This is a genomic window from Alkaliphilus hydrothermalis (assembly GCF_016908555.1).
In the GTDB taxonomy this organism is placed as follows: Bacteria; Bacillota; Clostridia; order Peptostreptococcales; family Natronincolaceae; genus Alkaliphilus; species Alkaliphilus hydrothermalis.
In genome coordinates, this window is sequence record NZ_JAFBEE010000040.1 from 1 (window position 1) to 5,823 (window position 5,823).

The window sequence follows — 5,823 nt, forward strand, 5'->3', positions numbered from 1 at the left end:
ACACCTGTTCCCATCCCGAACACAGTAGTTAAGCTCTTCTGCGCTGATGGTACTTGGAGGGCAGCCTCCTGGGAGAGTAGGACGTCGCGGTATTTCTAGAAAAACTGTCTATATACGTAGACAGTTTTTCTATTATATAGAGAATTAGAATAATGATCAACCTTATTAAGGGTATATGTATTTAGGTATAGGCAACTTTAAGCACATGCTTGGATTAGTCTATTTAAAATGTAAATAACACCATAATTTAAAAGACCGATAAATAATAAAAAATATTTAGAACCTAAAATTGCAGGATTTTTTTAATAAAAGTAGAAAATATTATTAAGAGAAAAATACTTTGAGAATATGTCATTTTATTAATTCAATTAATTGAATGGAAAGGAAGTGATTTTGTGGGTAACAATAAAGTAATTAATTTAAAGAAATATAGAGAAACAAAGACAAGAATAAAAGAAACTGCTAGTATTGAAAACACTCAAAATCACTCTGAAGAAGAAGAACGGATAAAAACTTTAGATTTATTTATGAAAGTAATAGCAACAATGTATAAAGAATCATATAAATAAAAAAATGTATATAAAAACCCTTGATTGTAGAAAATAAAAAGCTACAATTAAGGGTTTTTTTCATGATTTATTAAAAACATGAGTTATATAATTCTTACAGAGCAGGAGAAAAAAGTAATAATAGTTTTGTTATGATTTATTTAATAATACATTTAAAGCAGTAGTTCTAATAAATAATTAGTCAATGAAAATGAATAAAGATATTAGGTTTTGATTATTCTATCATTATATGGGAATCTCAGCTAGATATTCTAATTGTGAATAAGGAAGGAAAATTGCTATGAAAAATGATCAGAACAGAATAATAAAAGACTTTCAACAATCCTATGAAAAAGGATATAGATGTGTTTATTATGAGACAGACGAAAAAGACAAGCAGTTTACTGTATACTTAAAAAACTTTAGTACAGAAAATACTAAAGTTTTGAAGTGTAGTCAAGAAGAGGGGGCTCAATTAAAAAATTATATAAATGAAATATCGCAATAAAATTTATAATCTTTATTGTAATTGAGAATAGATAATACGCTTGTAAAGGAGGAACTTATATGCAGAAAGGTGCTTTACCCAGTAAAAATCAGTTTGGTTTTTTTGAGATACGCTTAGAAAGTATTGGTGGATTGGGGGCAAATGTAGCGGGTAAAATCATTGCTGAAGCTGGCGTAGTTGGAATGGGATTTAATGGATCTAACTTTGCTAGTTATGGTTCTGAAAAAAAAGGGACACCAGTTAGTTCGTATATCAGATATTGTGATGCGAATAAGCCAATTAGAATTAATAGTCCTGTAACTGAGCCTCATATTTTAGGTGTTTTTCATGAAAATCTTGCAGCTAGGTTACCAATAACTGCTGGTGTTAAATCAAATTCTACAGTGGTAATCAATACAGATAAATCACCTCAAGAAGCAAGAGAATACTTAAGGTTATCTGGTGGTAGTGTTATTACAGTAGATGCAATTAAAATCGCATATGAAGAAAAAGTTAGAATGAATGTTGTTATGATTGGTGCCATAACTAAGGCAATGGAATTTATGGACAAAGAAGCGATGAGAGAAGCTATTAAAGAAACATTTGGTAAAAAGTATAAAAATCAGTTAGAAGCAAACTTAAGGGGTTTTGAGGCAGGTTATGAAAGGGTTGCAATAGACCAATTTGACGAGGACGGCAGATTTCCATTTATCCCTTTTAATGAAACAAAAAGTGAGTGGGGGTACGAAAATGCTCCAATTGGAGGAATAATCCTTGAGGCAGGAAGCAATGTAGTTAAGAATAATCAATCTAGTAGACAAGGAAAAATACCTTTATTCCATGAAGGTAGATGTATTCATTGTGGAATGTGTGAAACAACATGTCCAGATTACTGTTTTAAATTTGAACCAAAAGAGGACTCTAAAACAGGCAAAACACTTATGTTCAATATAGGGTTAGACTATCAATATTGCAAAGGATGTCTTAGATGTGTGGATGTTTGTCCTGTAGAAGCTTTAACAGAAGAACTGGAAGCAGACCATGAAATAGAAAAAATGACTGCTAAGTTATAATGGAAGGAGATAGGTTATGAGAGAGCAGGAAACTGTCTTTAAGAACGGTAATGAAATGGCTGCCTTAGCTGCCACTCAGATGAACTTTCATGTTATGGGATATTTTCCTATAACGCCATCGACTGGTATACCAGAAGAATTAAGCGCTCACAAAGCTGAAGGACATCATGAAATTGTATTAATTCCCGCTGACGGGGAACATGGAGCAGCAGGAATTTGTTATGGTGCTTCTTTAGGTGGAGGAAGAGTAATAAATGCGACATCAGCTAATGGATTACTATATGCTTTAGAACAATTACCAGTACAGTCGGGGACCCGAGCTCCTATGATTCTAAATGTAGTAGCAAGGTCTGTATCAGGACCATTAGATATTAAGGGTGACCATAGTGACATAATGTACACACTAAACGCTGGTTGGGTTATCCTTATGGCAAAAGATCCTCAAAGAGTCTATGATTTTAATATAATAAGTACCAAAGTAGCTGAACATCCAGATGTTATGCTTCCTGTAATTATTACGAGTGATGGATTCTTTACAAGTCATCAAAAAAGAAGAAATTATATTTTTAAAGAGAACCAGCATGTTCAAGATTTTATTGGAGAATATAAACCAAAGTACACTGCCTTAGATCCGGAGAATCCAATAACCTTTGGACCCTATATGAATGAGCCTGACTTGATAAACAATAAAGTACAATTAAGCCGAGCAATGGACAAGGCTTATGAAGTATTACCAAAGGTAATGGAGGAGTATGGGCGATTAACTGGTAGATACTATAATCTTTTAGAAACTTATAAAATGGAAGATGCCGAGGCCTGTTTATTCATACTCAACTCATCATTTGATACAGCTACAGAAGCAGTGGATATATTAAGAGAACAAGGTAAAAAAGTAGGGGTAGTATCAGCTAATGTTATTAGACCTTGGCCTAAAAATGAAATCCAGAAGGCATTTAAAAATGTAAAAGGCCTTTGTGTTGCTGATCGTCAAGAAAGCTATGGTGCAAAAGCAGGTAATATGAGTATTGAGATTCGTGCAACCCTTAAAGATGATCCAGATAATAAAACTCAAATATTTAGTAGGATTTATGGAGTCGGTGGTAAAGAGTTTTATGTAGATGACGCCATTCAACTATTAGAAGAAGCATTACAGGTAACTAAAGATGGTAAAGTAGAAAAGGAATTTGACTACATAGGTGCTTATGAAGGTAACAAGCATTATGAACCCAAAAAATACGTAGAGAATGTTGTAAGTGATTATTTTGAAAATAACTTAACTGTAGAAAAAGATGAAAAAACAAATACTTTAAATGTTAAGGGTGTTAATACAAGAAGTTTAACTGTAATGCCAAAGAGGATTTCTCCAGGACATCAAGCTTGTCCTGGGTGTGGTATATTTCCAAATCTAAACCTATTAACAAAGGGACTGAAGGGATATGTAGTTTTCTTATTTCATACAGGCTGTGGGATGGTAGTAACAACGGCTTTCCCAAATACAGCTTTTAGAACAACCTATATACATAACCTTTTCCAAAATGGGGCAGCTACTTTAAGTGGAGTAGTTGAGATGTTTCATGAAAAACAAAGACGTGGTGAGTTAGATCCAAATTTAGAAATTACTTTTGTAATGGTCAGTGGTGATGGGGGTATGGATATAGGAATGGGACCTGCCATAGGAACAGCCTTGAGAAACCATAACATGATTATATTTGAGTATGATAATGGAGGATACATGAATACTGGATACCAGCTTTCTTACACAACTCCCCACTTGGCAGAAAGCAAGACATCTATTGTTGGTCCTGCATTTGATGGTAAGAGTACCTTCCAAAAACATGGGGGAAGAAGTACATTCCACAAAGATACACCAATGATTATGGCAGGAACTCATATACCTTATGTTGCAACTGTTGCTGAATCACATCCTGTCGATTATGTCAAAAAGGCGGCTAAAGCTCAATATGTAGCCCAGAAAGAAGGATTAGCATATATCAAGGCCATATCAGCCTGTCCTCTAAACTGGAAAAGCCCACCAGAAGAACAAAGAAGTGTAATTGGTACAGCAGTAGAAAGTTGTTACTTCCCTTTATTTGAAATATATCATGGTATCACTAAGATAACTTATGACCCTGAAAAAGCTCAAAAGAAAATGCCTGTATCTAAGTTCTTTGAAAGATTAGGCGTTACTAAGCACTTACTCAAAGCAAATCATAAAGACCAACTTGATAGCATACAAAATGAAGTAGATAGAAGATGGAATAGGCTAAAAGCTTATGATGAGCATCCATTATTATAATCACTTCAAATAAAGCTTTAAAAGATATATCTAGATAAATCAAATGTAGTAAGTTCAATAAAAGGAAATCCTATGAAAAGGGTTTCCTTTCTTAAATGTAAATTAATAAAAATAAGTTAAACAAGGAAGGACTTTCTTTGTGGTATATAGAAAATTTATGTATTGAAGCATAAATGGGAGGGATTAAAATGAAAACAAATAGAAGTTTATTAGTAATTCAATCTGTACAAGGTAAAATACATAGTCCTAGAGCTGGAAAAAATCCTTATCGTATAAATAGAAATGGAATGCCTCAGATATTACCAGCAACTGGAGGAATAACATACAATGTTCAGATAGGAGACACTTGTATGGGTTGGGTTGGTGATCATGTAGAACCGGGTGTAAGTATTCAGAGTGAAAATGATGCTGAAAATATAGCACTAAACCTGTTGGCATGTATAGGAAACGAAGCAAGGGTAATAACAGGGGATGCTAAGGGAGCAAAGGGATTTGTGACTGGAAAACATGGTGGAATTGATCACGTTCTCATTTATTTTAAAAAGAGTGACCTTGAAAAGATGGCAATTAATGATACTATCCTGATCAAAGCACAGGGGCAAGGACTAGAAATCGTTAGTCATGAAGATATTAAATGTATGAATATTGATCCAGAATTATTTGAAAAGCTAGGAATAACAGTAGATAATGAAGGAATTTTAGAAATTCCTATCGTAACTGAAGTTCCAGCATATTTAATGGGATCAGGTATTGGCTCTCCTACAGCTTTTTCTGGAGATTATGATATAATGACAGGTGATTCAGAGGCAAATAAAGAGTTTGGTATAGACAAACTAAGATTTGGAGATATTGTTTTATTAAGAGATTGTGATAACACATTTGGACGTGAGTACTTAAAAGGAGCAGTATCAGTTGGAGTGGTGGTTCATAGTGACTGTATTAAATCAGGACATGGGCCAGGGGTAACTGTTATTATGTCAAGCAAAACTACAAAGATAAAAGGGGTTAAGGATTCAAATGCTAACATAGCTAATTATTTAAGTGTCCAAGATTAGCTATAGGTCTTAAATTCTTTTCTAATATAAAATAGTATAATTAAAGTTTAATTTATTATTTTAACAAAGCGAGATGAGGGCATTATACCTTTACAAATCGACTGAGGGTATAGTGCCTTATAAATGTGTGAGAATGAAATTTTTAAAGAACTAAATAAACTAAGGAACTTTTATATATTATGTATAAAACAAATGAATTAATACAATAATACAGTATAGAATAAGATGTTTACAAAACCACTTAGATTAAATCTATTAATTTTTTAAATGAGTGTTGACATAATACCCATAAGGTGTTATGATGTATAAACTGCTTCGAAAGAACAAGTAGCGATACGGTTCTTTGGAAAAAGATAACATTGAA

General features: G+C 33.2%; 5 protein-coding genes and 1 rRNA gene. All 6 read left to right on the plus strand.

Annotated features, from left to right (window positions below; genetic code table 11):
* Window positions 1-93, plus strand: a 5S ribosomal RNA gene (gene rrf / locus JOC73_RS14845); the annotation flags it as partial.
* 302 nt (window positions 94-395) lie between these two features.
* Window positions 396-569: a hypothetical protein gene (locus tag JOC73_RS14850; RefSeq protein ID WP_204404653.1), complete on the plus strand. Its 174-nt coding sequence runs from the start codon at window positions 396-398 to the stop codon at window positions 567-569.
* A 280-nt stretch (window positions 570-849) separates the two neighbouring features.
* Window positions 850-1,056, plus strand: coding sequence for a hypothetical protein (locus JOC73_RS14855; protein ID WP_204404655.1), 207 nt, complete (start codon window positions 850-852; stop codon window positions 1,054-1,056).
* 59 nt (window positions 1,057-1,115) lie between these two features.
* Window positions 1,116-2,108: a 2-oxoacid:acceptor oxidoreductase family protein gene (locus JOC73_RS14860; RefSeq protein WP_204404657.1), complete on the plus strand. Its 993-nt coding sequence runs from the start codon at window positions 1,116-1,118 to the stop codon at window positions 2,106-2,108.
* 16 nt (window positions 2,109-2,124) lie between these two features.
* Window positions 2,125-4,404, plus strand: coding sequence for a thiamine pyrophosphate-dependent enzyme (locus JOC73_RS14865; RefSeq protein WP_204404659.1), 2,280 nt, complete (start codon window positions 2,125-2,127; stop codon window positions 4,402-4,404).
* Window positions 4,405-4,592: 188 nt separating this feature from the next.
* Window positions 4,593-5,459: a DUF4438 domain-containing protein gene (locus JOC73_RS14870; RefSeq protein ID WP_204404661.1), complete on the plus strand. Its 867-nt coding sequence runs from the start codon at window positions 4,593-4,595 to the stop codon at window positions 5,457-5,459.
* Window positions 5,460-5,823 lie beyond the last annotated feature (364 nt).

Excerpts from the sequence above, each read along its gene's own strand:
- JOC73_RS14855 (WP_204404655.1), top strand. The coding sequence starts at position 850 with ATGAAAAATGATCAGAACAGAATAATAAAAGACTTTCAACAATCCTAT.
- JOC73_RS14860 (WP_204404657.1), top strand. The coding sequence starts at position 1,116 with ATGCAGAAAGGTGCTTTACCCAGTAAAAATCAGTTTGGTTTTTTTGAG.
- JOC73_RS14870 (WP_204404661.1), top strand. The coding sequence starts at position 4,593 with ATGAAAACAAATAGAAGTTTATTAGTAATTCAATCTGTACAAGGTAAA.
- JOC73_RS14865 (WP_204404659.1), top strand. The coding sequence starts at position 2,125 with ATGAGAGAGCAGGAAACTGTCTTTAAGAACGGTAATGAAATGGCTGCC.